25 protein-coding genes are annotated in these 23,482 nt (G+C 72.2%); 24 read left to right on the top strand and 1 reads right to left on the bottom strand.

Annotated elements, in window-relative coordinates; translation table 11 throughout:
* Window positions 1-23: 23 nt before the first annotated feature.
* Entirely contained in the window at window positions 24-1,484 is a 1,461-nt protein-coding gene (gene selO / locus FM069_RS12100; RefSeq protein WP_143488598.1) for a protein adenylyltransferase SelO, read from the top strand.
* Window positions 1,485-1,640: 156 nt separating this feature from the next.
* Here selO and FM069_RS12095 read toward each other — a convergent pair whose 3' ends face one another.
* Window positions 1,641-2,111 carry a nuclear transport factor 2 family protein gene (locus FM069_RS12095; RefSeq protein WP_143488597.1) on the bottom strand — a complete coding sequence of 157 codons (471 nt, stop codon included), beginning with the start codon at window positions 2,109-2,111 and terminating at the stop codon, window positions 1,641-1,643.
* Between the two features lie 287 nt (window positions 2,112-2,398).
* On the opposite strand from FM069_RS12095, the gene FM069_RS12090 reads away from it, so the two are divergent.
* From FM069_RS12090 to FM069_RS11980, 23 genes are all read left to right on the top strand, one after another.
* Window positions 2,399-3,676, top strand: coding sequence for a bifunctional O-acetylhomoserine aminocarboxypropyltransferase/cysteine synthase (locus tag FM069_RS12090; protein WP_143488628.1), 1,278 nt, complete (start codon window positions 2,399-2,401; stop codon window positions 3,674-3,676).
* 52 nt (window positions 3,677-3,728) lie between these two features.
* On the top strand, window positions 3,729-4,175 hold the full coding sequence (gene trxC / locus FM069_RS12085; RefSeq protein WP_143488596.1) for a thioredoxin TrxC: 447 nt from the start codon (window positions 3,729-3,731) through the stop codon (window positions 4,173-4,175).
* A gap of 57 nt (window positions 4,176-4,232) precedes the next feature.
* Window positions 4,233-5,042, top strand: a complete 810-nt coding sequence (locus FM069_RS22070; protein ID WP_143488595.1) for a universal stress protein — start codon at window positions 4,233-4,235, stop codon at window positions 5,040-5,042.
* Window positions 5,043-5,246: 204 nt separating this feature from the next.
* The gene (locus tag FM069_RS12075; RefSeq protein ID WP_143488594.1) at window positions 5,247-5,960 is read left to right on the top strand and encodes a beta-ketoacyl synthase chain length factor; all 714 of its coding nucleotides are present in this window, start codon (window positions 5,247-5,249) and stop codon (window positions 5,958-5,960) included.
* Window positions 5,933-6,748 carry a lysophospholipid acyltransferase family protein gene (locus FM069_RS12070; protein WP_143488593.1) on the top strand — a complete coding sequence of 272 codons (816 nt, stop codon included), beginning with the start codon at window positions 5,933-5,935 and terminating at the stop codon, window positions 6,746-6,748. The genes FM069_RS12075 and FM069_RS12070 overlap by 28 nt, the downstream gene beginning before the upstream one ends.
* On the top strand, window positions 6,723-6,983 hold the full coding sequence (locus FM069_RS12065) for a phosphopantetheine-binding protein (RefSeq protein ID WP_143488592.1): 261 nt from the start codon (window positions 6,723-6,725) through the stop codon (window positions 6,981-6,983). Before FM069_RS12070 ends, FM069_RS12065 begins: the two co-directional genes overlap by 26 nt.
* A 9-nt stretch (window positions 6,984-6,992) precedes the next feature.
* A complete protein-coding gene (locus tag FM069_RS12060) occupies window positions 6,993-7,244 on the top strand; it encodes an acyl carrier protein (RefSeq protein WP_143488591.1) in 252 nt (83 codons plus the stop codon).
* 136 nt (window positions 7,245-7,380) lie between these two features.
* On the top strand, window positions 7,381-7,929 hold the full coding sequence (locus tag FM069_RS12055; protein ID WP_143488590.1) for a COG4648 family protein: 549 nt from the start codon (window positions 7,381-7,383) through the stop codon (window positions 7,927-7,929).
* The gene (locus tag FM069_RS12050) at window positions 7,922-9,616 is read left to right on the top strand and encodes an AMP-binding protein (RefSeq protein WP_407681578.1); all 1,695 of its coding nucleotides are present in this window, start codon (window positions 7,922-7,924) and stop codon (window positions 9,614-9,616) included. Before FM069_RS12055 ends, FM069_RS12050 begins: the two co-directional genes overlap by 8 nt.
* Window positions 9,609-10,376, top strand: coding sequence for a glycosyltransferase family 2 protein (locus FM069_RS12045; protein ID WP_233282025.1), 768 nt, complete (start codon window positions 9,609-9,611; stop codon window positions 10,374-10,376). Before FM069_RS12050 ends, FM069_RS12045 begins: the two co-directional genes overlap by 8 nt.
* Before the next feature lie 59 nt (window positions 10,377-10,435).
* A complete protein-coding gene (locus FM069_RS12040) occupies window positions 10,436-11,317 on the top strand; it encodes an LpxL/LpxP family acyltransferase (RefSeq protein WP_143488625.1) in 882 nt (293 codons plus the stop codon).
* On the top strand, window positions 11,298-12,845 hold the full coding sequence (locus FM069_RS12035; RefSeq protein ID WP_143488589.1) for an HAL/PAL/TAL family ammonia-lyase: 1,548 nt from the start codon (window positions 11,298-11,300) through the stop codon (window positions 12,843-12,845). Before FM069_RS12040 ends, FM069_RS12035 begins: the two co-directional genes overlap by 20 nt.
* The gene (locus FM069_RS12030; protein ID WP_143488588.1) at window positions 12,838-13,275 is read left to right on the top strand and encodes an acyl-CoA thioesterase; all 438 of its coding nucleotides are present in this window, start codon (window positions 12,838-12,840) and stop codon (window positions 13,273-13,275) included. The genes FM069_RS12035 and FM069_RS12030 overlap by 8 nt, the downstream gene beginning before the upstream one ends.
* Window positions 13,272-13,883, top strand: coding sequence for an outer membrane lipoprotein carrier protein LolA (locus FM069_RS12025; RefSeq protein ID WP_143488587.1), 612 nt, complete (start codon window positions 13,272-13,274; stop codon window positions 13,881-13,883). The genes FM069_RS12030 and FM069_RS12025 overlap by 4 nt, the downstream gene beginning before the upstream one ends.
* A complete protein-coding gene (locus FM069_RS12020) occupies window positions 13,867-16,221 on the top strand; it encodes an MMPL family transporter (RefSeq protein ID WP_143488586.1) in 2,355 nt (784 codons plus the stop codon). The genes FM069_RS12025 and FM069_RS12020 overlap by 17 nt, the downstream gene beginning before the upstream one ends.
* Window positions 16,209-17,360 carry a cation:proton antiporter gene (locus FM069_RS12015; RefSeq protein ID WP_143488585.1) on the top strand — a complete coding sequence of 384 codons (1,152 nt, stop codon included), beginning with the start codon at window positions 16,209-16,211 and terminating at the stop codon, window positions 17,358-17,360. Before FM069_RS12020 ends, FM069_RS12015 begins: the two co-directional genes overlap by 13 nt.
* Window positions 17,357-18,613, top strand: a complete 1,257-nt coding sequence (locus tag FM069_RS12010; protein ID WP_143488584.1) for an NAD(P)/FAD-dependent oxidoreductase — start codon at window positions 17,357-17,359, stop codon at window positions 18,611-18,613. The genes FM069_RS12015 and FM069_RS12010 overlap by 4 nt, the downstream gene beginning before the upstream one ends.
* Window positions 18,610-19,341, top strand: coding sequence for a class I SAM-dependent methyltransferase (locus FM069_RS12005; protein WP_143488583.1), 732 nt, complete (start codon window positions 18,610-18,612; stop codon window positions 19,339-19,341). Before FM069_RS12010 ends, FM069_RS12005 begins: the two co-directional genes overlap by 4 nt.
* On the top strand, window positions 19,338-19,853 hold the full coding sequence (locus tag FM069_RS12000; protein ID WP_143488581.1) for a hypothetical protein: 516 nt from the start codon (window positions 19,338-19,340) through the stop codon (window positions 19,851-19,853). The genes FM069_RS12005 and FM069_RS12000 overlap by 4 nt, the downstream gene beginning before the upstream one ends.
* Window positions 19,850-21,049 carry a beta-ketoacyl-[acyl-carrier-protein] synthase family protein gene (locus FM069_RS11995; RefSeq protein ID WP_143488580.1) on the top strand — a complete coding sequence of 400 codons (1,200 nt, stop codon included), beginning with the start codon at window positions 19,850-19,852 and terminating at the stop codon, window positions 21,047-21,049. Before FM069_RS12000 ends, FM069_RS11995 begins: the two co-directional genes overlap by 4 nt.
* Window positions 21,049-21,498: an ApeP family dehydratase gene (locus FM069_RS11990; protein ID WP_143488578.1), complete on the top strand. Its 450-nt coding sequence runs from the start codon at window positions 21,049-21,051 to the stop codon at window positions 21,496-21,498. Before FM069_RS11995 ends, FM069_RS11990 begins: the two co-directional genes overlap by 1 nt.
* A complete protein-coding gene (locus FM069_RS11985) occupies window positions 21,495-22,223 on the top strand; it encodes a 3-ketoacyl-ACP reductase FabG2 (RefSeq protein ID WP_143488576.1) in 729 nt (242 codons plus the stop codon). The genes FM069_RS11990 and FM069_RS11985 overlap by 4 nt, the downstream gene beginning before the upstream one ends.
* On the top strand, window positions 22,223-23,458 hold the full coding sequence (locus FM069_RS11980; RefSeq protein ID WP_143488574.1) for a beta-ketoacyl-ACP synthase: 1,236 nt from the start codon (window positions 22,223-22,225) through the stop codon (window positions 23,456-23,458). The genes FM069_RS11985 and FM069_RS11980 overlap by 1 nt, the downstream gene beginning before the upstream one ends.
* Window positions 23,459-23,482 lie beyond the last annotated feature (24 nt).

Below are 23,482 nucleotides of genomic sequence, written 5' to 3'. Positions count from 1 at the left end.
GGGAGCGTCCCGAAGGAGGCCCGATGAAGCGCCTGGAAGACCTGCAATTCGACAACCGCTTCGCGCGCCTCGGCGACGCTTTCTCCACGGGCGTGCTGCCCGACCCCATCGCCGACCCGCGGCTGGTGGTGGCCAGCCCAGCCGCCCTGGCGCTGCTGGACCTGGACCCGGCGGAAAGCCAGCGGCCGCTGTTCACCGAGCTGTTCAGCGGCCACCAGCTGTGGGCCACCGGCGAGCCCCGGGCGATGGTCTACTCCGGCCACCAGTTCGGCGTGTACAACCCGCGCCTGGGGGATGGCCGCGGCCTGCTGCTGGGGGAAGTGCTCAACGATGCCGGCGAGCACTGGGACCTGCACCTCAAGGGTGCCGGCGAGACGCCCTACTCGCGCATGGGCGACGGCCGCGCGGTGCTGCGCTCGGCGATCCGCGAGTTCCTCGCCAGCGAGGCCCTGCACGCCCTGGGCATTCCCACCTCGCGGGCGCTATGCGTCACCGGCTCCAGCACCCCGGTCTACCGGGAGCGCCAGGAGACCGCCGCCATGCTGCTGCGCCTGGCGCCCAGCCACGTGCGCTTCGGCCACTTTGAATATTTCTACTACACCCGCCAGCACGAGCAGTTGGAGACCCTGGCCGGCTTCGTGCTGGACCAGCACTTCCCCGCCTGCCGGGAGCAGCCGCAGCCGGTGGCGGCGATGTTCCGCGAGGTGGTGGAGCGCACCGCGGCGATGATCGCCCGCTGGCAGGCCTATGGTTTCTGCCACGGGGTGATGAACACCGACAACATGTCGATCCTCGGCATCACCTTCGACTACGGCCCCTACGCCTTCCTCGATGCGTTCGACGCCCAGTACGTCTGCAACCATTCCGACGACGCCGGCCGCTATTCCTTCAGCAACCAGGTGCCCATCGCCCACTGGAACCTGGCCGCCCTGGCCCAGGCCCTGACACCGCTTGTGGAGCTGGACGCGCTGCGCGAGAGCCTGGCGCTGTTCCTGCCGCTGTACCAGGCCGAGTACCTGGACCTGATGCGCCGCCGGCTGGGCTTCGCCGGCGCCGAGGATGGCGACGAGGCACACCTCCAGCGCCTGCTGCAGCTGATGCAGGGCAGCGGCGTCGATTACAGCCTGTTCTTCCGCCGCCTCGGCGAGCAGCCGCCCGCCGAGGCCCTGGCCCGGCTGCGCGACGACTTCGTCGACCTGGCCGGCTTCGACGCCTGGGGCGCCGAGCACCTGGCCCGCAGTCAGCGCGACCCGGGCCCCGCCGACACCCGCCGCGCCCGCATGCACGCGGTCAACCCGCGCTACGTGCTGCGCAACTACCTGGCCCAGCAGGCCATCGCCGCCGCCGAGCAGGGCGACTACGACGACGTGCGCCACCTGCACCAGGTCCTCTCGCGCCCCTTCGACGAGCAGCCCGGCGAGGAACGCTACGCCGAGCCACCCCCGGACTGGGGCCGGCACCTGGAGATCAGCTGCTCGTCCTGACCGGCCTGGCGCGGTGCGGTGCCTGCGGTCTGTGCGAAAAAGGTCGTCGGGCGACGGTCGGGCCAGGCGAACGGATGAGAAAGCGGCCTCTACGCGCGGTGAACGAGCAGCCCGAACCCGCTTCCACCGGCGCATCGCCGACCGTCTGCCAAACGCCTAGAGCCCCAATTCGCTCAACCCCGGATGGTCTTCGGGACGCCGTCCCTGGGGCCAGCGGAACAGCCGGTCGGCCTCAGCGATGGGCAGGTCGTTGATGCTGGCGTGGCGTTCCTCCATCAAGCCCTGGCTGTCGAACGCCCAGTTCTCGTTGCCGTAGGCGCGGTACCACTGGCCGGACGCATCCTGCCACTCGTAGGCGAAACGTACGGCGAGGCGCGCGCCGGTGAAGGTCCAGAGTTCCTTGATCAGGCGGTACTCCCGTTCGCGCTGCCATTTGCGCGCCAGGAAGGCCTGAATCTCGGCGCGCCCCGTGAGGAATTCGTCGCGATTGCGCCAGCGGCTGTCGGCGGTATAGGCCTGCACCACCGTGGCCGGGTCGCGGCTGTTCCAGGCATCCTCGGCGGCGCGGACCTTCTGCCGCGCGGTGTCCAGGTCGAAAGGCGGCAACGGGGGACGGGCAGTGCTCATGGCGAATTCCTGGGGACGGGAAAGACCTCAGTGTCGGAGGCATGCGCGGCCGCCGCAAGGACGGCCAGCCCACAGATTCTGTCAGCCTTCCCTGTCCCTGCCGTCCATGACCGCGCGCTAGATCGCTACGGCTTCGGCACATGCATAGAAGAATAACGTCTAGATAAACCCATGGACCTGGCCAGCGGGTTATTGACCGGGCCGCGTCCCGCTTCCCATGCTACGGCTCCTCCCAGCCCGCACAAGGACGCCCCCGCATGAGCAACGATGCCCCTACGCCGCCCCGCCTGAAGCCGGAAACCCTGGCCATCCACGGCGGCTACTCGCCGGACCCCACCACCCGGGCGGTGGCAGTGCCGATCTACCAGACCAGCTCCTACGCCTTCGACGACACCCAGCACGGGGCAGACCTGTTCGACCTGAAGGTGGCCGGCAACATCTACTCGCGGATCATGAACCCCACCAACGACGTGCTGGAGAAGCGCGTCGCCGCCCTCGAAGGCGGGGTCGGCGCGCTGGCGGTGGCGTCCGGCATGGCGGCCATCACCTATGCCATCCAGACCGTGGCGGAGGCGGGCGATAACATCGTCTCGGTGGCCAAGCTGTACGGCGGCACCTACAACCTGCTGGCCCACACCCTGCCGCGCTTCGGCATCCAGACCCGCTTCGCCGCCCATGACGACATCGCGGCCCTGGAAGCCCTGATCGACGCGCGCACCAAGGCGGTGTTCTGCGAGTCCATCGGCAACCCGGCGGGCAACATCGTCGACCTGCAGGCCCTGGCCGACGCCGCACACCGCCACGGCGTGCCGCTGATCGTCGACAACACCGTGGCCACGCCGATCCTCTGCCGTCCGTTCGAGCACGGCGCGGACATCGTGGTGCACTCCCTGACCAAGTACATCGGCGGCCACGGCACCAGCATCGGCGGCATCGTGGTGGACGCCGGCCGCTTCCCCTGGGCCGATCACCCGGCGCGCTTCCCGCTGCTCAACACGCCGGACCCGTCCTACCACGGCGTCACCTACACCGAGGCCTTCGGCCCCGCCGCCTTCATCGGCCGCTGCCGGGTGGTGCCGCTGCGCAACACCGGGGCGGCGTTGTCGCCATTCAACGCCTTCCTGATCCTCCAGGGCCTGGAGACCCTGGCCCTGCGCATGGAGCGCCACACCGAAAACGCACTGAAAGTGGCCCAGTACCTGCGACGCCACCCTCTCGTGGCCTGGGTCAACTACGCCGGCCTGGAGGATCACCCCGAGCACGCCCTGGCGCAGCGCTACACCGGCGGCACGCCGGCGGCGATCCTCTCCTTCGGCATCCGCGGCGGCCAGGAGGCGGGCGCCCGCTTCATCGACGCCCTGCAGCTGGTGGTGCGCCTGGTGAACATCGGCGATGCCAAGTCCCTGGCCTGCCACCCGGCCTCCACCACCCACCGGCAGCTCAACGACGAGGAACTGGAGAAAGCCGGCGTGCCCCGGGACATGGTGCGGTTGTCCATCGGCATCGAGCACTTCGACGACATCCGCGCCGACCTGGAGCAGGCGCTGGCGGCGGCCGGGGCTTGATCCCGGCGGGACGGGCCGCATATAGGAAAGCCTCGACCCGACGGAGCCTCCCATGAGCGATCCCCTGATGATCCCCTGCGCCCACTGCGGCGGCCTCAACCGCTTGCCGTCCGCTCGGCTGGACGATGCCCCGCGCTGCGGCTACTGCAAGCAGCCGGTGCTGAACGACGCGCCGTTCGCCCTGGACGAGGCCGGGTTCGCCCGCCAGGCGCGGGGCGACCTGCCGCTGCTGGTGGATGTCTGGGCCGCCTGGTGCGGCCCCTGCCGCGCCTTCGCGCCGGTGTTCGAACAGGCCGCGGCGCGCCTGCGCGGGCGTTGCCGCCTGGCCAAGCTGGACAGCGAGGCCCACCCGCGCCTGGCCGGCCAGCTGGGCATCCGCTCGATCCCCAGCCTGCTGCTGTACCGGGACGGCCGCGAGGTGGCGCGCCAGAGCGGCGCCCTGCCGCTGCCACAGCTGCTCGACTGGCTGCGCGGCCAGGGCATCGCCCCGTTGCCGTAGATCAACGCAGCCGCCCCGGCGCCCCCGCAGACTGCCCTCCTTCGCGGAGGGCCTCCCATGTTCAAGCACATCCTCATCGCCCACGACCTGAGCCTGGAGGCGGACCGGGCGTTGCGCCGCGCGCTACACCTGGCGGACCAGCACCGGGCGCGGCTGACCCTGCTCCACGTGCTGCCGGAGGCGGCGCCCCTGGGCGCCCTGCGCGAGGACGTGGAGGCCGAGCTGCGCCAGCGCCTGGACGCCGGCGATGCCCAGGCGCCGGAGCCGCGCATCCGCGTCGTCGCCGGCCGCCCCGCCGAGGCGATCCTGGCTTGCCTCGCCGAGGACGGCTGCGACCTCCTGGTGCTGGGCGCCCACCACCGTGCGCCAGCGCGCTTCGCCGGCAGCAACCTGGAACGCCTGGCCCGGGACTGCCCGGTGCCGCTGCTGCTGGCCACCGGGGACGAGCCCGGCCCCTATGGCCGCGCCCTGGTGGCCCTGGATGCCTCCCGCTGCGCACGGCTGGCCCTGGAGCTGACCTACCTGCTGCTGCCGGCCGACGCTGAGCTGCGGGCCCTGCACGTGTTCGAGGAAGACGCCGGCGCGGCGCCGGACCCGGCCGACGCCTACTGGCAGGCCCGGGGCGCGCTGATGGAGCGGCGCTTCAGCGAGGAGCGCGCCGGCCTGCCAGACAACGGGCCTCGGCTGGGCCTGGACGTCCGGCGCGGGTGCCTGCCGGAGACCCTTCTGGAGGCCATCGCCCAGCGCCGCACGGCCCTGCTCGCCCTCGGCCACCACGCCCGCGGCCCCTACGCCCAGCCCCATCCAGGCCAGTTGGCGCAGCGCATGCTGCAGGCGCCACCCTGCGACCTGCTGCTGGTGCGCTGAGCCGCCAGACAGTACCCATGCCCGTTGGTTCCACCTTTATCGGCCTCTCGTCGGAAAACGGCCGCAGCGTTTGCCTGGACCCCGATCGGCCGGGATAATGCCGGCACCCTTGCCGGTGCAAATGACGACAAGCCCTCGGTCGTTACGCAGTGAAATCCGGTGGATAAAAACAACCCGCAGGGCCGGGACTGAGCTGTACGCGTGATGCAATTCGATATCGACCAATGGCGTGCCTGGGCCCCCGGCCTGGACAGCGCGGAAGACTGGCGTGCCTGGTGCGCGGCACCGCGCCGGCTGATCGATGCGCAGCAGCAGCCGGATGTCGGCTTCCTTCCCGCCCTGCAGCGTCGTCGCCTGAGCCGGCTGGCGCGGATGATGTTCCACGTGGCCTGGCCCCTGGCCGCCGACCACCCGCCGCTGCCCCTGGTGTTCCTGTCCCGCCACGGCGAGACGCCGCGGACCCTGGCGATCCTCACCGACCTCGCCCGCGACGAACCCCTGTCGCCGACCCAGTTCAGCCTCTCCGTGCACAACGCGATCATCGGCCTGTGGTCGATCCTGCGCCAGGACACCAGCGAGATGACCGCCCTGGCCGCCGAGGGCGACGGCCTGGAGCAGGCCGTACTGGACGCCTGCGGGCTGCTCGCCGACGGCGCGCCGGCGGTGCTGCTGGTGGTGGCCGAGGAGGCGCCGCCGGCGCTGTTCGACGGTCACATCGACGACGTGCCCTTCCCCTACGCCGTAGCCCTGCGTTTGAGCGCCGGGCAGGGCTGGAGCCTGGCCCTGGAAAACGGCGACGGCCCCCGCGCCGACTGGCCCCACTCACTGAACCTGCTGCGCTGCCTGCTGGGCCTGCAGCCCTCCCTCCGCCACCACTGGAAGCGCCGGCAATGGACCTGGTCACGCCCACATCCGTGAAGCGCTACAGCCCGCCCTTCGCCTGGCGGCTGCTGGCGACCGCGCTGAGCTTCGCGCTGTTCGGCATCGGCGGGGTGATCCTGCGGGTGGCGATCTTCCCGCTGCTCGCGCTGCTGCCGGGCGATCGCCTGACCCATCGCCGCCGCGCCCGGGCCACGGTCAGCCGCCTGTTCCACCTGTTCGTCCAGTTCATGTCCCGCAGCGGCGTGCTCAGCTACGAGATCCAGGGCGTGGAGCGCCTGGGCCAGCCCGGGCAGATGGTGATCGCCAACCACCCCTCGCTGATCGACGTGGTGATGCTCATCGCCTGCATCCGCGACAGCAACTGCGTGGTCAAGCAGAGCCTGTGGGACAACCCCTGCATGCGCGGGCCGATCCGCGCCTGCGGCTACATCAGCAACAGCGGCAGCCTGGACATGCTGGACGAAGCCGCCGGCGCCCTGCGCGAGGGCCAGACCCTGATCGTCTTCCCCGAGGGCACCCGCACCACTCCCGGGCGGCCGCCGGAATTCCATCGCGGCGCCGCCGCCATCGCCCTGCGCGGGGCACGCCTGGTCACCCCGGTGGTGATCAGCGTGTACCCCACCACCCTGACCAAGGCCGAGCCCTGGTACCGCATCCCGTCCCGGCGCTTCCACGTCTGCCTGCGGGTCGGCGAACCCATCGACCCCGCCCGGTTCGCCAGCCTGGGACCCGCACCGCTCGCCTCGCGGCGGCTCAACGATCATTTGCATCAGTACTTCATGAAGGAGCTCGCCGCCGATGAGCGATCTGCATCTCGAGATTAAGAACCTGATCATCGAAGCGCTCGGCCTCGAAGACATGACCCCGGCCGACCTGCCGTCGGACCTGACCCTGTTCGGCGAGGGACTCGGCCTGGATTCGGTGGACGCCCTGGAACTGGGCCTGGCGATCCAGAAGCGCTTCGGCATCAAGATCGACGCCGAGGCCAAGGACACCCGCACGCACTTCGCCAACGTGGCCAGCCTCGCGGCCTTCGTTTCGGCACACCAGGCCGCCTGAGGACGCACCATGCAGAACCGTGATGAAATCTTCGCCGCCCTGCGCGACGCCATGGTGGAACTGTTCGAGCTGGAGCCTTCGCGGGTGACCCTCGAGGCCAACCTCTATGAAGACCTGGAAATCGACAGCATCGACGCCGTCGACCTGATCGACCACATCAAGCGCCAGACCGGGCAGAAAGTCGCCGCCGAGGACTTCAAGGCGGTGCGTACCGTGGGCGACGTGGTCAACGTGGTGGAGCGCCTGGTGCGCGGCGCCTGACCGCTCCGGCGGGCCCAGGCTGGCGCCCGCCCTGCCGCACGCCGCGGTGACCGGCGACGCTCCGGCGTCCGCCAGCGAATGCAAGGACGCGCAAGGATCGAACGCAGACGAGGGCCGCGCGGCGGCCGTGACCGGTATGAATCGATTGTTCGGCCTGCTCCTGCTGCTCGCGGGGCTGGCCTACCCCTTCGCCGTCTATTACGGCCTGGAACACCAGCTCTCGCCCCGGCTGTTCGCCCTGCTGCTGGGCGCACTGTGGCTGCTGCGGGCGCTGTCCGGCGGCGCCCGCCCCGGTGGGCTCTGGCTGGCCCTGGCCGGCCTGGGTTTCTGCGTGCTGCTGGGCCTGGCCGGCGACCCCCACCTGCTGCGGGGCTACCCGGTGCTGCTGAACCTGCTGCTGTTCGCCGCGTTCGGCGCCAGCCTGTACCGCGGCATGCCGGTGGTGGAGCGCCTGGCGCGCCTGCGCGAACCCGACCTGCCGCCCCACGCGGTGCGCTACACGCGCCAGGTCACCCGGGTCTGGGCCGGCTTCTTCCTGTGCAGCGCGCTGGTCTCCTGCGCCCTGGCGCTGTGGGCGCCGCTGGCCTGGTGGACCCTGTACACCGGGCTGATCGCCTACGGCCTGATGGGCGCACTGTTCGCCGGCGAATGGCTGGTGCGCCAGCGGGTACGCCGCCATGCCTGAGCACGCCATGCCCCTGCCGGATACCTGGATCGACCTGCACCGCCAACTGAGCGCCAACCGCCCCGGGCGCCCGGTGGCCCTCGGCCCGCGCCTGGAACACCCCGCCCTGGTGCACCGCACCCTGGTGGTGGCCGGCGCCCTGCGCGAGCGCGGCGTGACCCGGGTGGCGCTGTACCTGGAAGACGCCGCCGACCTGGCCAGCGCCCTGCTGGGCGCCTGGCGCGCCGGCGCCGAGGTGCTGCTGCCAGCCGATCCCCAGCCACGCACCCGCGAGCGCCTGGCCGGCGCGGACACCCTCTGGCTGGACGACCTGGACGGCCTGGAGGCCGCCCCGCTGGCCCCCGCCGACCTCGACCCCCAGGCCTGCCGCCTGGTGCTGTGCACCTCCGGCTCCAGCGGTGAAGCCAAGCCCATCGGCAAGACCCTGCACCAGCTGGCCACCGAGGTGGAGGCCCTGGAGCGCCTGTGGGGCGCCGGCCTGGGCGACGCCACGGTGCTCGGCAGCGTCGCCGCCCAGCACATCTACGGCCTGCTGTTCCGCGTGCTCTGGCCGCTCTGCGCCGGCCGGCCATTCCTGCGCCGGGCGCAGCCGTTCCCCGAGGACCTGCAGCGGGAGAGCCGCGCCCTGGGCGGCGCCTTCGCCTGGGTGGCCAGCCCGGCGCTGCTCAAGCGCATGGGGGACAACCTGGACTGGCCGGCGCTGCGGCCACTGCGCCGGGTGTTTTCCTCCGGCGGCGAGCTGCCCGCTGAGGCCGCCGCGCGCCTGCACGAACGCCTCGGCCAATGGCCCACGGAAATCTACGGCAGTTCCGAGACCGGCGGCATCGCCTGGCGCCAGGGCGAGACGCGCTGGCAGCCGTTCGCCGGGGTTGCGCTGGGCCTGGACGCCGACGGCGCGCTGCACCTGACCTCGCCCTACCTGCCGCCGGGCCACCGCGAGCAGACCGCCGACGCCGCGGAACTGGACGCCGACGGCCGCTTCCGCCTGCTGGGGCGCCTGGACCGCATCGTCAAGCTGGAGGAAAAGCGCATCTCCCTGCCGATGCTGGAGCGGGCCCTGGCCGAGCACCCCTGGGTGGCCGAGGCGCGCCTGGGGGTAGTCCGCGAGGGCCGCGCCTCCCTGGGCGCCCTGCTGGTGCCCAGCGACGCCGGCCTGCACGCCCTGCGCAACCAGGGACGACGCGCCCTCACCGAGACCCTGCGCCGGCACCTGGCCGGCCACTGCGAGGCCCTGGCCCTGCCGCGCCGCTGGCGCCTGCTGGCGGCCCTGCCCTACACCAGCCAGGGCAAGCTGCCCCAGGCCGAGGTGGAGCGCATCCTGGCGGCGCCACGTCCGCTGCAGGGCGAGCCCGGGGAGGCCCGGGACACCGACGGCGAATGGCAGCTGCGGCTGCAGGTGCCATTGGACCTGGCCTACTTCAGCGGCCACTTTCCCCACACCCCGGTGCTCCCCGGGGTGGTCCAGGTGGACTGGGCGCAGCAGCTGGCGCGGCGCTACCTGGCCCTGCCGCCGCGCTTCGCCGGCCTGGAGGTGCTGAAGTTCCAGCAGTTGATACGGCCCGGCGACACCCTGGTCCTGAGCCTGCGCTTCGACGCCGAGCGGGGCAAACTGCACTTCGCCTACCGCAACGGCGACGCGCCCTGCTCGTCGGGGCGCATCCTGCTGGAGAACGCCCCCGATGCGTGACGCCCTGGCCATGGGCCGCGGTCCCCTCTTCCGCCCCTGCGCGGTGGTGCCGGTGTACAACCACGAACACGCCCTGCCGGTGGTGGTGGAGGCCCTGGTGCAGGCGCACCTGCCCTGCCTGCTGGTGGATGACGCCTCGTCCCCCGCCTGCGCCGCGGTGATGGACACCCTGGCCGACCAGCGCGACGTTCACCTGGTGCGCCTGGCGGTGAACCAGGGCAAGGGCGGCGCGGTGATGATCGGCCTGCGGGAAGCCGCGCGCCTGGGCTACACCCACGCGCTGCAGGTGGACGCCGACGGCCAGCACGACCTGGAGGACGTGGAAGACTTCCTCGAAGCGGCGCGGCTGGAACCCGACGCGCTGATCTGCGGCTACCCGCGCTTCGACGAGAGCGTGCCCAAGAGCCGCTTTTACGCCCGCTACCTGACCCATGTCTGGGTGTGGATCAACAGCCTGTCCCTGTCGATCCGCGACTCCATGTGCGGCTTCCGGGTCTACCCGCTGCCGCCGGTGCTGGCGCTGATCGACCAGGTGCGCATCGGCCGGCGCATGGACTTCGACTCGGAGATCCTGGTGCGCCTGGCCTGGCGCGGGCAGCCCATGCGCTGGCTACCGGTCCGGGTCCACTACCCCCTGGACGGCGTCTCCCACTTCCGCCTGTGGCAGGACAACGCGCTGATCTCGAAGATGCACGCGCGGCTGTTCGTCGGCATGCTCTGGCGCGCGCCGGCGATCCTCCTGCGGCGGTGGCGCCGGTGAGCGCACCCCGCGAGTCGCGCCACTGGGCGGCGCAGCGCGAGCGCGGCAGTTTCCAGCTGATGCGCCTCACCGCCTGGCTCGCGCGCCACCTCGGGCGCCGCGCCCTGGCGCCGCTGCTGTACCTGATCGTCACCTACTTCTTCCTCTTCGGCGGGCCCGCGCGGCGCGCCATCGCCCAGTACCAGCGCTACCTCGCCGCCTGGAGCGGGCAACCCCGGCTCAACCCCACCCGCGCCTCGCTGTTCGCCCAGTTCATGGCCTTCGCCGACGCCCTGCTGGACAAGCTGGACGTCTGGGGCGGGCGGCTGGCGGTGGCCCAGGTGCGCATCGACGACCCGGCCGGCCTGCGCGCGGCCATGCACAGCGGCCGGGGCCAGCTGCTGGTGGGCGCCCACCTGGGCAACCTGGAGGTCTGCCAGGCCCTGGCGGAGCTGGGCGAGAACCTCACCCTCAACGTGCTGGTGCACACCAAGCACGCCGAGCACTTCAACCGCCTGCTGCGCAGCGCCGGTGCCGACCGCCTGCGGCTGATCCAGGTGAGCGAGCTGGACCCGGCGAGCATGATGCAGCTCAGCGAGCGGCTGGACCGCGGCGAGTGGCTGGCCATCGCCGGCGACCGCGTGCCGCTGCACGGCGGGCGCACCGTGTGCGTCGACTTCCTCGGCCACGCGGCGCCGTTCCCCCAGGGGCCCTGGCTACTGGCCGGGCTGCTGGGCTGCCCGCTCAACCTGCTCAGTTGTCTGAAGCGCGACGGCCGCTACACGGTGCTGCTCGAACGGTTCGCCGAACGCATCGAGTGGCGCCGCGGCACCCGTGACGCAGTGATCGCCGGCTGGGTGCAGCGCTACGCCGACCACCTCGCCGCCCAATGCCTGCTGGCGCCACGGCAGTGGTTCAACTTCTACCCGTTCTGGAAGGATCATGACGACACCTCGCAGTGAACCCGCAGTGGTCTTTGGCGAAACGCCGCTGACCGTGGAGCAGATCGTCGCCCTCGCCGAGGGCCGCGCGGCGCCCGCCCTGCAGGACGACGCCGACTACCGCGAGCGGATCGCCCGCGGCGCGCGCTTCCTCGACACCCTGCTGGACAAGGAAGGGGTGATCTACGGCGTGACCACCGGCTACGGCGACTCCTGCGTGGTGGCCGTGCCCCTGGCCCAGGTGGAGGCGCTGCCCCGTCACCTGTACACCTTCCACGGCTGCGGCCTGGGCCGCCTGCTGGACCCGCAGGCCACCCGCGCGGTGCTGGCGGCGCGCCTGCAGTCCCTCTGCCAGGGCGTCTCCGGGGTGCGCGTGGAGCTGCTGGAACGGCTGCGGGCGTTCCTCGACCACGACGTGCTGCCGCTGATCCCCGAAGAGGGCTCGGTGGGCGCCAGCGGCGACCTGACCCCGCTGTCCTACGTGGCCGCCACCCTCAGCGGCGAACGCGAGGTGCTGTTCCGCGGCGAGCGCCGCCAGGCCGCCGAGGTTCACGCCGAACTGGGCTGGACCCCCCTGGTGCTGCGGCCCAAGGAGGCCCTGGCACTGATGAACGGCACCGCGGTGATGACCGCCCTGGCCTGCCTGGCCTACGCCCGCGCCGACTACCTGCTGCAACTGGCGACCCGCATCACCGCGCTGAACGTGGTGGCCCTGGCCGGCAACCCGGAGCACTTCGACGAGCGCCTGTTCGCCGCCAAGCCGCACCCCGGCCAGACCCGGGTCGCCGCCTGGCTGCGCCGGGACCTGGCCATCGACGCGCCCACCGCGCCGTTGCACCGCCTGCAGGACCGCTATTCCCTGCGCTGCGCCCCCCACGTGCTGGGGGTGCTGGCGGACAGCCTGGGGCTGCTGCGGCAGTTCATCGAGACCGAGCTGAACAGTGCCAACGACAACCCGCTGATCGACGCCGAGGCCGGGCGCGTGCTCCACGGCGGGCACTTCTACGGCGGCCACATCGCCTTCGCCATGGACAGCCTGAAGAACCTGGTGGGCAACGTCGCCGACCTGCTGGACCGGCAGCTCGCCCTGCTGGTGGACACCCGCTACAACCACGGCCTGCCGAGCAACCTGTCCGGCGCCCCGGCGGCCACGGCGATGCTCAACCACGGCTTCAAGGCGGTGCAGATCGGCGCCAGCGCCTGGACCGCCGAGGCCCTGAAGAACACCCTGCCGGCCAGCGTCTTCTCGCGCTCCACCGAGTGCCACAACCAGGACAAGGTGAGCATGGGCACCATCGCCGCCCGCGACGCCCTGCGCAGCCTGGAGCTGACCGAGCAGGTGGCCGCCGCCACCCTGCTGGCGGCGCGCCAGGGCGTCTGGCTGCGCCAGCGGGAGGACGGCGCGCGCGCCCTGCCGCCGGCCCTGGCGGCGATGCAGCAGGCGCTTGCCGAGGACTTCCCGCCACTGCAGGAGGACCGCGCCCTGGAAGCCGAGCTGCGGCTGTGCCTGACGCGCATCCGCGCCCGCCACTGGAGGCTCTATGCGTAAGGACGGGGTACTGCAGGCCGAGGTGGAGATCCGCGTGCCGTTCTTCGACGTGGACTCCATGGACGTGGTCTGGCACGGCCACTACGTGAAGTACCTGGAGATCGCCCGTTGCGCCCTGCTGGAGCGCATCGGCCACACCTACGGCGACATGCGCGCGGCGGGCTACGCCTGGCCGATCATCGACCTGCAGCTGCGCTACGTGCGCGGCGCCTGCTTCGAGCAGCGCCTGCGGGTGCGCGCCGACCTGGTGGAGTGGGAGAACCGCCTGAAGATCCACTACCTGATCAGCGACGCCGCCAGCGGCGAGCGCATGACCCGCGGCAGCAGCGTGCAGGTGGCCGTGGACATGGCCAGCCGCGAGATGCTGCTGGCCTCGCCGCGGGTGTTCGTCGAGGCGGTGGAACGGGCCCTGGCCGGGGGCGCGCCATGAGCCTGGCGCGCCGCGCCCGCCTGCTGACCGCCACGTTGGTCGCCACACTGGTCGCCCCCCTGGCCTGGGCCTTCGACCTGGACCAGTTGGCCAGCCAGTTGCAGAAACCCGCCGTGGTGCGCGGCGCCTTCGTCCAGGAAAAGCACCTGCGTGCCCTGCAGCAGCCCCTGGTGAGCCGCGGCCACTACGTACTGGCGCGCCAGCAGGGCCTGCTCTGGCTGCTGGAGACGCCGCTGCGCCAGGACTACCGGATCACCCTGGCCGGTATCGCCCGGCGCCAGGGCGAGGCCTGGCAGCCCCTGCCCCAGCAGGGCGCCGGCGCCCGGCAGAACCAGCTGTCCCTGGCCCTGCTGAGCGGCGACAGCGCCGCGCTGCAACGGGACTTCGCGCCGAGCCTGGAGGGCAGCGCCGAAGCCTGGACCCTGACCCTGACGCCCCGCGCTCTGCTGCTGCAGCAGATCTTCCAGGCCATCCGCATCCAGGGCGGCGCGCGGGTCGAGCGCATCGAGTTGCTGGAAACCCAGGGCGACCGCACCGTGCTGCGCCTGCCCGACAGCCAGGTGGACGACGCCTTGAGCGATGCCGAGCGCCATGACTTCGCCGGCTGACAGCGTTCCCCTGGCCTGGCGGCGGCGCCTGCCGTGGCTGTTCGCCGTAGCGCTGCTGGGCCTGCTGGCCCTGGCCGCCTGGCAGTGGCGCGACGGCCCGCCGGTCAGCGCCAACCTGCTGGAGCTGCTGCCCGCCGGCGCCCCCGACGCCCTGCGCCAGCAGGCCGAACGGCGCATGGAAGAACCGCTGAATCGCGACCTGGTGCTGCTGCTGCGCCACCCCGACGACGCCCGCGCCCAGGCGCTGGTCGCCGGGATCGGCGAGCGCCTGCAGGGCAGCGGCCTCTACGAACGGGTGCAGTGGAACCTGCAGGCCGACCTGCCGGCGTTGCGGGCGCAGCTGCTGGCCGGCCGCCTGGCCCTGCTGAGCGCCGCCGACCGCCAGCGCCTGCTGGACGAACCGGAGGCCTTCCTCCAGGCCCGGGTGCAGAACCTCTACGATGCCTTCGGCGGCGGCTATTCCCTGGTGCCCGCCGAGCAGGACTGGCTGGGCCTGGCCGAAGCCATCCCGCGCAGCCTGCCGCGCCCCGGCCGGGTGGTGGTCGACCTGGATGGCAGCCTGCTGGCGGAACACGACGGCGAGCGCTGGACCCTGCTGCGGGCACGCACCCGCGGCGATGCCTTCGAGGGCGACCTGCCGCTGCGGGTCGCCGAGCAGGTGTCCGCCGCCCGCGACACGGTGCAGGCCGCCGGCGGCGAGCTGCTGGCGGCCGGCGGTCTGCTCTACGCCGCCCAGGGCCAGCGCCAGGCACGCAGCGAGAGCGGGCTGATCGGCGGCGTCTCCAGCGTCGCCTCGCTGCTGCTCCTGCTGCTGGTGTTCCGTCGCGTCCGGGTGCTGCTGGCGCTGCTGCCGGCGCTGGTGGGGGTGCTGGCCGGGGCGGTGGCCTGCGTGGCGCTGTTCGGCCATATCCACGTCCTGACCCTGGTGCTGGGGGCGAGCCTGATCGGCGTGGCCATCGACTACCCGCTGCATTACCTGTCCAAGAGCTGGACCCTGCAACCCTGGAACACCTGGCGCGCCCTCGGCGCCACCCTGCCGGGGCTGACCCTGGGCCTGGCCACCAATGCCGTTGGCTACCTGGCCCTGAGCTTCACGCCGTTCCCGGCCCTGACCCAGGTGGCGATCTTCTCCGTGGCCGGCCTGCTCGGCTCCTACCTCTGCGCGGTGTGCCTGCTGCCGGCGCTGCTGGGCCGCGCGCCCATCGTGCCGTGGCCGGCGCCGCTGCGGCTGGCCGACGCGCTGCTGGCCCTGCGCCGGCGCCTGCTGCGGCGGTTGCCGACCCCCTGGCTGGCGGGCCTGCTGGCGCTGTTCTGCCTCGGCGGGGTGGCCCAGCTGTCGCTCAAGGACGACCTGCGCCAGTGGATCGCCCGGGCGCCGCAGTTGCAGGCGGAAGCCGAGCGGGTCGGGCGCATCGTCGACGTGCAGCCCACCAGCCAGTTCTACCTAGTGCGCGCCGCCGACGGCGACCAGTTGCTGCAGCGCCAGGCCGAGCTGGGCCGGCGCCTCGACCGCCTGGTGGCCGAGGGCGCTCTCAAGGGTTACCGCTCCCTGGCCCAGGTGGTGGCGCCGCGGGCGGAGCAGGCGCGCCTGCGCGCCGGCCTCGACCGCCTGCTGGCGGCCAGCGCGCCACTGCAGGCCCTGGGGGTCGATCCCGCGGCCCTGGCGGCGGAAGCCGAACAACTGCGCCAGTTGCCGACGCTGGACATCCCCGAGGCCCTGGCCGGCCCCCTGGGAGAACCCTGGCGGCCGCTCTGGCTGGGTGCCGACGCCGAGGGGGTGGCGGGGCTGGTGAGCCTCGACGGCCTGAGCGACGCCTCGCGTCTGGCGCGCGTGGCCGAGGGCCTGCCGGGGGTCGAGCTGGTGGACCGCCTGGGGGAACTGAACCGGCTGTTCGCCGCCACCCAGGTCAGCGCTGCCGAACTCAAGGCGCTGTCGTGCCTGCTGATCTTCCTGCTGCTGTGCCTGCCGTTCGGCCCCCGCGGCGCCCTGCGCACCCTGGGCGTGTCCCTGCTGGGGGCCCTGGCGAGCCTGGCCAGCCTCGGCTGGCTGGGGCAGCCGCTGACCCTGTTCAGCCTGTTCGGCCTGCTGCTGGTGACCGCCATCGGTGTGGACTACGCGATTCTCATGCGCGAACGGGTCGGCGGCGCCGCCACCAGCCTGCTGGGCACCCTGATGGCGGCCCTCACCACCTGGCTGTCGTTCGGCCTGCTGGCGCTGTCCGGCACCCCGGCGGTGAGCAATTTCGGCCTGGCCGTGGGCCTCGGCCTGGGCTTCGCCTTCCTGCTGTCGCCGTGGGCGGCGGACGCTGACGAAGAGTACGTGGCATGCAGACCCTGACGTTCTGGCTGGCGGTGCTGGCGCTGTTCGCCCTCGCCACCCGGGTGGGCCGGCGCTTCGGCATGATCCCGGTGGTCAGCCAGCTGCTGGCCGCCATCGCCTGCCTGACGCCCCTGGCGCTGTGGCTGGCCGAGCCGGTCTGGGGCGCCAGCGCCGCCCAGCTGACCCACACGCCGGCGATCGAGCTGCTCTACGGGGTGTGCTTCGCCCTGCTGCTGGGGCACATCCTCGGCGACGTGGTGGACCTGCGGGTGGACAGCCGCAGCCTGCGCATCGCCCTGCCCAGCTTCGCCGTGCCGTTCTGCTGCGGCGTGGCCTGCGCGGCCTGGCTGCTGCCGCCACAGCCCTGGCTCAGCGTGCTGTCCCTGGGCCTGCTGTTCGCCATCACCGCGATCCCGGTGCTCTACCTCTACCTGCAAGGCATCGGCTACCCGCCGGACGACACCCGCCGGCTGCTCCATGCGGCGATTCTCATGGACCTGATCGGCTGGAGCGTGTTCGGCGTCGCCCAGGGCAGCCTGCAGCCCGGCACGCTGTTCTGGCCGCTGATGGCCGCGCTGCTGCCGCTGCCGTTGCGCGCCCTGGGCCTGCGCAACGGCGTCGCCTACGGCCTGCCGTTCTTCGTCCTGATGCCACTGCTGCACCTGTACACGCTCAATGCCCTGGTCTTCGGCATCGCCTACCTGCTGGTGCTGGCCAGCCTGCGCCTGCCGTTCCGCCTGCCCCTGCCGATGCCGCTGTGGCGCGCCCTGCAGGACGGCCTCTGCGTACCGCTGATCCTTGCGGTCGGCGTGCTGCGGGTCGACATGCGGGCGGTGTTCGAGCAGCCGGACTGGGCTCTGCTGGCACTGCTCCTGCTGGCGCCGCCGGCGAGCAAGGTGGCCGGCAACTGGCTGGGCCTGCACTGGGCGACGCCCTCGCAACCGGCCACGGCGAAGTGGCGCGAGAGCCTGCTGCTGAACATCCGCGGGCTGACCGAAATCGTCTTCCTCAACCTGTTGTTCCAGCAGGCGCTGATCGACGCGACCCTGTACGTCGGCCTGCTGCTGATGAGCCTGTTCTGCACCCTGCTGCCCGCGCTGCTCGGCCTGCGCGCGCCCACCGTCCCGCTGTCGATGCAGCCCAAGGAAACCCCATGACCTCCACCCTCGAGATCGAACGGCGCACCGTCGTCGTCATCGGCGCCGGCCCGTCCGGCGCCATCGCCGCCGCCCTGCTCAACCGCCACGGCCACGACGTGCTGGTGCTGGAGCGCCAGCGCTTCCCGCGCTTCTCCATCGGCGAGAGCCTGCTGGCCCACTGCCTGGACTTCGTCGAGGAAGCGGGCATGCTCGACGCGGTGCGCGCGGCGGGCTTCCAGATCAAGCACGGCGCGGCCTTCGCCTGGGGCGAGCGGCGCAGCGAATTCGACTTCCGCGACAAGTTCACCCCCGGCAAGGACACCACCTTCCAGGTCCAGCGGGCCGCCTTCGACACGCTGCTGGCCGACCGCGCCGCCGAGCAGGGGGTGGAGATCCGCTACGAGGAGGAGATCGTCGCCGCGGACTTCTCCGGCGCCCGCCCCTGCCTCGACGTGCGCCGCGCCGACGGCAGCGCCTACCGCGTTAGCGCTGCCTTCGTCCTCGACGGCAGCGGCTATGGCCGGGTGCTGCCGCGCCTGCTGGGGCTGGACACGCCGTCCGCCTTCCCGGTGCGCCGGGCGCTGTTCACCCACGTCGAGGACCGCATCGACGCCGCCGACTTCGACCGCGAGAAGATCCTCATCAGCGTCCACCCGCAGCACCGCGACGTGTGGTTCTGGACCATTCCCTTCAGCGACGGCCGCTGCTCCCTGGGGGTGGTGGCCGACGCCAGCCGCTACGCCGGCCGGCCCGACGACCTGCAGGCCTGCCTGGACAGCTTCCTGGCGGAAACCCCACAACTGACCGGGCTGCTGCGCAACGCCCACTGGGACACCCCGGTGCGCGAACTCAACGGCTACTCGGCCAACGTCAGCCGCCTGCACGGGCCGGGCTTCGCCCTGCTGGGCAATGCCGCGGAATTCCTCGACCCGGTGTTCTCCTCCGGGGTCACCATCGCCATGCGCTCGGCGAGCATGGCCGCCGGCCTGCTGCACCGCCAGCTGGAGGGCGAAACGGTGGACTGGGAGGCGGACTTCGCCGTGCCCCTCAAGCGCGGCGTGGACACCTTCCGGGTCTACGTGGAAGGCTGGTACGACGGCAGCTTCCAGGACGTGATCTTCCACCCCAATGCCTCGCCGGACATCCGCCGGATGATCAGCTCGATCCTCGCCGGCTACGCCTGGGACCTGGGCAACCCCTACGTGGCCGAGCCGCGGCGGCGCCTGAAGGTCCTCGCCGAACTCTGCGCCAGCGCCCCGGAGGCTTCATGACCGCTCCCCGCGCCGCCGAGACCTACGTCGAGGAGACCCGCTTCGGCGTCTGGTTCCTGCGCAGCCACGTCTGGCAGCACCACGTGCTGCGGGTGGCCATCGACGACCTGGTGCGGCGGGTGGACGGCCCGCTGCCGGAGGCGCCGGTGCTGCTGGACGCCGGCTGCGGCCAGGGCAAGTCGTTCGGCCTGCTGCAGCGGGCGTTCCGCCCGAGCCGGCTGATCGGCCTGGACGCCGACCCCCACAGCCTCGACTGCTCCCGCTCGGAGGCCCAGCAGGCCGGCCTGGCGGTGGAGCTGCTGGCCGGCGACTGCGCCGGCATCCCGCTGCCCGACACCAGCGTGGACATCCTGTTCTGCCACCAGACCTTCCACCACCTGGTGGAGCAGGAGAAGGCCCTGGCCGAGTTCTGGCGGGTGCTGCGGCCCGGCGGCCTGCTGCTGTTCGCCGAATCCACCCGCTTCTACATCGACACTTGGGTGATCCGCTGGCTGTTCCGCCACCCCATGGAGGTGCAGCGCAGCGCCGACGAATACCTGGCCATGCTGCGCCAGCAGGGCTTCTGCTTCGGCCCGTCCCAGGTATCCTTCCCCTACCTCTGGTGGAGCCGGTCCAAGGACTTCGGCCTGCTGGAGCGCTGGGGCCTGAGCCGGCCCAAGCCGGTGGGCCAGCGGGACGAAACCCTGGTCAACGTCGCCGCGCGCAAACCCCTGGAGCCCCGTGCATGATCCTTCGCGCGTCCCTGTCCGCCCTGCTCTGCCTGCTGCTGGCTGCCTGCGCCACGGCCCCGGCGCTGCCCGCCCGCAGCCCGGCCCTGGCCTGGCCGCTGTCGCTGCACGTGCAGCGCCTGGACGGGCCGGCCGAAGCCGGCCTGCCCGAGGACAGCCTGCTGGTGATCCAGGCAGAAGACGACGCGCTGCGCTGGTCGCTGTTCGACCCCCTGGGCGTGCCCCTGGCGCGGCAGCGCCTGGACCAGGGCGCCTGGCACAACGACGGCCTGCTGCCGCCCAACCCGGCCGCCCGCGAACTGTTCGCCGCGTTGCTGTTCGGCCTGGTGCCGGACGACCAGCTGGACGCCCTCTACCCCGCCGCCGACTGGCGCCGCGAGGCGGACGGCAGCCGGGTGCTGCAGGGGCGCTGGCGGGTGACCGCGGCCGGCCCCGGGCGACTCGAGCTGCGCGGCCCGGCCGGCGAACGCTACCGCACCGAACCCCTGGCCAACGGGGACGACGCCCGATGACCGCCTACCTGGACGCCCTCGGGCTGGTCTGCGCCCTGGGCGCGGACGCGCCGTCGGTGGCCGCCGCGCTGCTCGCCGGCGACCCCGGCGGGCTGGCGCCGGCGGACGGCTGGGTCACCGGCCGTCGCCTCACCGTGGGCGCGGTGCGTACGCCGCTGGCGCCGCTGCCGGCCCCCGTGGCGGACTGCGACAGCCGCAACAACCGCCTGCTGCTGGCCGCCGCCCGGCAGATCGAGGCGGACATCGAGCGCGCTCGGGCGCGCTATGGCGCCCAGCGCATCGGCGTGGTCCTCGGCACCAGCACCTCGGGCATCCACGAGGCCAGCCAGGGCATCGCCGAGCACACCCGCAACGGCCACCTGCCGCCGGCGTACCGCTACGCCCAGCAGGAAATGAGCGCGCCGGCGGTATTCCTCTCCGACTGGCTCGGCCTCGGCGGCCCGGCCTATTGCCTGTCCACCGCCTGCACGTCCGGCGGACGCGCGCTGCTCAGCGCCGCGCGGCTGCTGCGCCTGGGGGTCTGCGACGCGGTGCTGTGCGGCGGCGTCGACAGCCTCTGCCGGCTCACCCTGAACGGCTTCGCCGCCCTGGAAGCGGTGGCTGACGAACGCTGCCTGCCGTTCTCCGCCAACCGCCGCGGCATCAACATCGGCGAGGGCGCCGCGCTGTTCCTGATGACCCGCGAGCGACCCGCCGCCGGCCGCCCGGCCATCGCCCTGCTGGGGGCTGGCGCCAGCTCCGACGCCCATCACATCTCAGCGCCGCAGCCCGACGGCCTGGGCGCCCTGGAGGCCATGAACCGGGCCCTGGCCAGCGCCGGCCTGGCGCCCGCGCAGATCGACTACCTGAACCTGCACGGCACCGCCACGCCACATAACGACGCCATGGAAAGCCTGGCGGTGCGCCAGCTGTTCCGCGCCGACCTGCCCTGCTCGTCCAGCAAGGGCCAGGTCGGCCATACCCTGGGCGCGGCGGGGGCGCTGGAGGCGGCCTTCTGCTGGCTGACCCTGAGCCCCTGCAACCCCGACGGCCTGCTGCCGCCGCACCTCTGGGACGGCCAGCCGGATCCGGCGCTGCTGCCCCTGGCGCTGGTGGCGCCAGGCACCCGCCTGCCCGGCCGCGGCGAGCGCCGGCTGATGAGCAACTCGTTCGCCTTCGGCGGCAACAACCTTTCGCTGATTATCGGAGACGCCTGATGATTCCCTGGCCCATCGCCGAGCTGCTGCCCCATGCCGGCGACATGATCCTGCTGGACGCGGTGCTGGCGTTCGACGACGACCACGTGGCGACCCGCCTGCAGGTGCGCCCCGGCCTGCTCAGCGACGCCGACGGCGGCCTGCCGGCCTGGGTCGGCGTCGAGTTGATGGCCCAGAGCGTGGCCGCCTACGCCGGCTGCCACGCCCGCCGCGCCGGGCAGCCGGTGGCCCTGGGCTTCCTGCTGGGCACCCGCCGCTTCACCTGCAACGTCGAGCGCTTTCCCGCCGGCAGCGAGCTGCGGATCGACGCCACGTGCTCGCTGCAGGACGACAACGGCATGGGCGTGTTCGAATGCCGCCTGCAAGGGCCGGGCATCCTCGCCGAGGCCCGCCTCAACGTGTACCGCCCGCCCCAGCCGTCCCGCTTCCTCGAGGAACCCGCTCCATGACCGACCCGATCCTCGTCACCGGCTCCAGCCGCGGCATTGGCCGCGCCATCGCCCTGCGCCTGGCCCGCGGCGGCCACGACCTGGTGCTGCACTGCCGCAGCGGCCGCGCCGAGGCCGAGGCGGTGCGCGATGACGTGCTCGCCCTCGGCCGCCAGGCCCGGGTGCTGCAGTTCGACGTATCCGACCGCGCCGCCTGCCGCGCCGCCCTGGAGGCCGACGTGGAGGCCCATGGCGCCTACTACGGGGTGGTATGCAACGCCGGTCTGACCCGCGACGGCGCCTTCCCGGCCCTGGGCGACGACGACTGGGACCAGGTGCTGCGCACCAACCTGGACGGCTTCTACAACGTGCTGCACCCCCTGACCATGCCCATGGTGCGCCGCCGCCGGCCCGGGCGGATCGTCTGCATCACCTCGGTATCCGGGCTGATCGGCAACCGCGGCCAGGTCAACTACAGCGCCTCCAAGGCCGGCGTGATCGGCGCCGCCAAGGCCCTGGCCATCGAGCTGGGCAAGCGCCGCATCACGGTCAATTGCGTGGCGCCCGGGCTGATCGACACCGACATGCTGGACGAGCGCGTGCCGGTGGACGAGATGCTCAAGATGATCCCGGCCCAGCGCCTGGGCACCCCGGAGGAAGTGGCCGGGGTGGTGAATTTCCTGATGTCCGAGGAAGCGGCGTACATCACCCGCCAGGTCATCGCGGTGAACGGAGGGTTGTGCTGATGAACGGCTTCAGGCGCGTGGTGGTGACCGGGATGGCCGGGATCACCGCGCTGGGCGACGACTGGGCGGGGATTTCCGCGAACTTCGCCGCCAATCGCAGCGGCATCCGCTACATGCACGAGTGGGAGCGCTACACCGAACTGAACACCCGGCTGGGCGGGCCCGTCGACGACTTCGCCGTGCCCAAGGCCTGGACCCGCAAGCAGCTGCGCAGCATGGGCCGGGTCTCGCGCCTGGCGGTGCGGGCCGCCGAGCGGGCCCTGGAAGACGCCGGGCTGCTGGGCGACGCCAGCATCCGCGACGGCCGCATGGGCGTGGCCTGTGGCTCTTCCACCGGCAGCACCGAGGAGATCAAGGCGTTCGGCAACATGCTGCTGAACTCGGTGGCCGACGGCCTCAACGCCAACTCCTACGTGCGCATGATGCCCCACACCACGGCGGCCAACATCAGCATCTTCTTCGGCCTCACCGGACGCCTGATCCCCACCTCCAGCGCCTGCACCAGCGGCAGCCAGGGCATCGGCTACGCCTACGAGGCAATCAAGTTCGGCCGCCTGCCGCTGATGCTCGCCGGCGGCGCCGAGGAGCTGTGCCCCACCGAGGCCATGGTCTTCGACGCCCTCTACGCCACCAGCCTGCGCAACGACGCGCCCCACACCACCCCGCGCCCCTACGAGGAGGGCCGCGACGGCCTGGTGATCGGCGAGGGCGCCGGCATGCTGGTGCTGGAGGACCTGGAACACGCCCTGGCCCGGGGCGCCCACATCCACGCGGAAATCGTCGGCTTCGGCAGCAACGCCGACGGCCAGCACATCACCAAGCCGGAGCTGGCCACCATGCGCGGCGCCATGCAGCTGGCCCTGACCGACGCCGGCCTGCCGCCCTCGGCGATCGGCTACGTCAACGGCCATGGCACCGCCACCGAGCAGGGCGACATCGCCGAGACCCTGGCCACCAGCAGCCTGTTCGGCGCGGACATGCCGATCAGTTCACAGAAAAGCTTCCTCGGCCACACCCTGGGCGCTTGCGGCGCGCTGGAGTCGTGGTTCAGCATCGAGATGATGAACGGCGACCGCTACATCCACACCCTCAACCTGGACGCCCTCGACCCGCGCTGCGGGGCGTTGGACTACCTGCGCGGCGAACCGCGGACCATGCGCCACGAGTACGTGATGAACAACAATTTCGCCTTCGGTGGGGTCAATACCTCGCTGATCTTCCGCCGCTGGGCCTGAACAGCTTCACACGACCTTAAAAAA

The organism is Pseudomonas mangiferae, from assembly GCF_007109405.1.
Lineage (GTDB): Bacteria > Pseudomonadota > Gammaproteobacteria > Pseudomonadales > Pseudomonadaceae > Pseudomonas_T > Pseudomonas_T mangiferae.
Note: the sequence above shows the minus strand (reverse complement) of the source record. Positions and strands in the feature narration are given on the sequence as shown.

What these genes read in the sequence shown, in the direction of transcription:
- FM069_RS12015 (WP_143488585.1), top strand. Translation starts at nt 16,209, where the DNA reads ATGCAGACCCTGACGTTCTGGCTGGCGGTGCTGGCGCTGTTCGCCCTC.
- FM069_RS12035 (WP_143488589.1), top strand. Translation starts at nt 11,298, where the DNA reads ATGACGACACCTCGCAGTGAACCCGCAGTGGTCTTTGGCGAAACGCCG.
- FM069_RS12060 (WP_143488591.1), top strand. Translation starts at nt 6,993, where the DNA reads ATGCAGAACCGTGATGAAATCTTCGCCGCCCTGCGCGACGCCATGGTG.
- FM069_RS11985 (WP_143488576.1), top strand. Translation starts at nt 21,495, where the DNA reads ATGACCGACCCGATCCTCGTCACCGGCTCCAGCCGCGGCATTGGCCGC.
- FM069_RS12020 (WP_143488586.1), top strand. Translation starts at nt 13,867, where the DNA reads ATGACTTCGCCGGCTGACAGCGTTCCCCTGGCCTGGCGGCGGCGCCTG.
- FM069_RS12025 (WP_143488587.1), top strand. Translation starts at nt 13,272, where the DNA reads ATGAGCCTGGCGCGCCGCGCCCGCCTGCTGACCGCCACGTTGGTCGCC.
- FM069_RS12005 (WP_143488583.1), top strand. Translation starts at nt 18,610, where the DNA reads ATGACCGCTCCCCGCGCCGCCGAGACCTACGTCGAGGAGACCCGCTTC.
- FM069_RS12095 (WP_143488597.1), bottom strand. Translation starts at nt 2,111, where the DNA reads ATGAGCACTGCCCGTCCCCCGTTGCCGCCTTTCGACCTGGACACCGCG.
- FM069_RS12065 (WP_143488592.1), top strand. Translation starts at nt 6,723, where the DNA reads ATGAGCGATCTGCATCTCGAGATTAAGAACCTGATCATCGAAGCGCTC.
- FM069_RS12000 (WP_143488581.1), top strand. Translation starts at nt 19,338, where the DNA reads ATGATCCTTCGCGCGTCCCTGTCCGCCCTGCTCTGCCTGCTGCTGGCT.
- FM069_RS11995 (WP_143488580.1), top strand. Translation starts at nt 19,850, where the DNA reads ATGACCGCCTACCTGGACGCCCTCGGGCTGGTCTGCGCCCTGGGCGCG.
- FM069_RS12010 (WP_143488584.1), top strand. Translation starts at nt 17,357, where the DNA reads ATGACCTCCACCCTCGAGATCGAACGGCGCACCGTCGTCGTCATCGGC.
- FM069_RS12075 (WP_143488594.1), top strand. Translation starts at nt 5,247, where the DNA reads ATGCAATTCGATATCGACCAATGGCGTGCCTGGGCCCCCGGCCTGGAC.
- FM069_RS12030 (WP_143488588.1), top strand. Translation starts at nt 12,838, where the DNA reads ATGCGTAAGGACGGGGTACTGCAGGCCGAGGTGGAGATCCGCGTGCCG.
- FM069_RS12040 (WP_143488625.1), top strand. Translation starts at nt 10,436, where the DNA reads ATGCGCCTCACCGCCTGGCTCGCGCGCCACCTCGGGCGCCGCGCCCTG.
- FM069_RS22070 (WP_143488595.1), top strand. Translation starts at nt 4,233, where the DNA reads ATGTTCAAGCACATCCTCATCGCCCACGACCTGAGCCTGGAGGCGGAC.
- selO (WP_143488598.1), top strand. Translation starts at nt 24, where the DNA reads ATGAAGCGCCTGGAAGACCTGCAATTCGACAACCGCTTCGCGCGCCTC.
- FM069_RS11980 (WP_143488574.1), top strand. Translation starts at nt 22,223, where the DNA reads ATGAACGGCTTCAGGCGCGTGGTGGTGACCGGGATGGCCGGGATCACC.
- FM069_RS12055 (WP_143488590.1), top strand. Translation starts at nt 7,381, where the DNA reads ATGAATCGATTGTTCGGCCTGCTCCTGCTGCTCGCGGGGCTGGCCTAC.
- FM069_RS12050 (WP_407681578.1), top strand. Translation starts at nt 7,922, where the DNA reads ATGCCTGAGCACGCCATGCCCCTGCCGGATACCTGGATCGACCTGCAC.
- trxC (WP_143488596.1), top strand. Translation starts at nt 3,729, where the DNA reads ATGAGCGATCCCCTGATGATCCCCTGCGCCCACTGCGGCGGCCTCAAC.
- FM069_RS11990 (WP_143488578.1), top strand. Translation starts at nt 21,049, where the DNA reads ATGATTCCCTGGCCCATCGCCGAGCTGCTGCCCCATGCCGGCGACATG.
- FM069_RS12070 (WP_143488593.1), top strand. Translation starts at nt 5,933, where the DNA reads ATGGACCTGGTCACGCCCACATCCGTGAAGCGCTACAGCCCGCCCTTC.
- FM069_RS12045 (WP_233282025.1), top strand. Translation starts at nt 9,609, where the DNA reads ATGCGTGACGCCCTGGCCATGGGCCGCGGTCCCCTCTTCCGCCCCTGC.